At 63.6% G+C, this 802-nt stretch carries 1 protein-coding gene; it reads right to left on the reverse strand.

Annotated elements, in window-relative coordinates:
* The coding region (locus N5A93_RS19480) for an IS256 family transposase (protein ID WP_268956754.1) at positions 1 to 802 on the reverse strand (802 nt) is incomplete at both ends.

Consider the following 802-nt stretch of genomic DNA (forward strand, 5'->3'; position numbering starts at 1 on the left):
GATGATCTTGCGGATCGCCGGATCGAAGCCGAAGAATGGGATCACCTCGGCCCATGCCCTGCGCCAGGCCGGGGCGATGGAGGCGTATTTCCCGGCCCATTTTTCCTCGAAGGCATCCAACTCGGCCTCGGCCATCTCGGCGCTCGGGGCGCTGTAAATCCGGCGCAAGTCGGCCGCCACGATCTTGCGGTCCTTCCAGGAACAAAAGTTCAGAGAATGGCGCACCAGATGCACGATGCAGGTCTGAACCATGGCCTCCGGAAAGGCGGCGGTGATCGCCTCCGGGAAGCCCTTGAGGCCGTCCACGACGGCGATCAGGATGTCCTGCAGCCCCCGGTTCTTCAGTTCGTTCATCACCGACAGCCAGAACTTTGCCCCCTCGTTCTCGGCGATCCACAGGCCCAGAACCTCACGCTGGCCATCGCGGGTGACGCCGAGGGCGACGTAGACGGCCTTGTTCTTGACCGTCCGGCTGTCGGCATCCCGGATCTTCACCCGTAGCGCGTCGAAAAGGACGATGGGATACATACGGTCCAGCGCGCGGCTCTGCCATTCCCGAACCTCGTCCAGCACCGCGTCGGTGACCCGACTGATCAGGTCGGGCGACACCCTCAGACCGTAGAGGTCGAGTAGATGCGCCTGGATGTCACGCACCGTCAGACCGGCGGCGTAGAGCCCGATGATCTTGTCATCCATACCGTCGATCCGGGTCTGGCCCTTCTTCACCAGTTCCGGCTCGAAGCTGCTGTCGCGGTCACGGGGGATCGCTACCGGCAATTCCCCGTCCTGCCCCTTCAGCACC

Origin of the sequence: Roseovarius salincola (genome assembly GCF_026891095.1) — a bacterium.
Taxonomy (GTDB): Bacteria; Pseudomonadota; Alphaproteobacteria; order Rhodobacterales; family Rhodobacteraceae; genus Roseovarius; species Roseovarius salincola.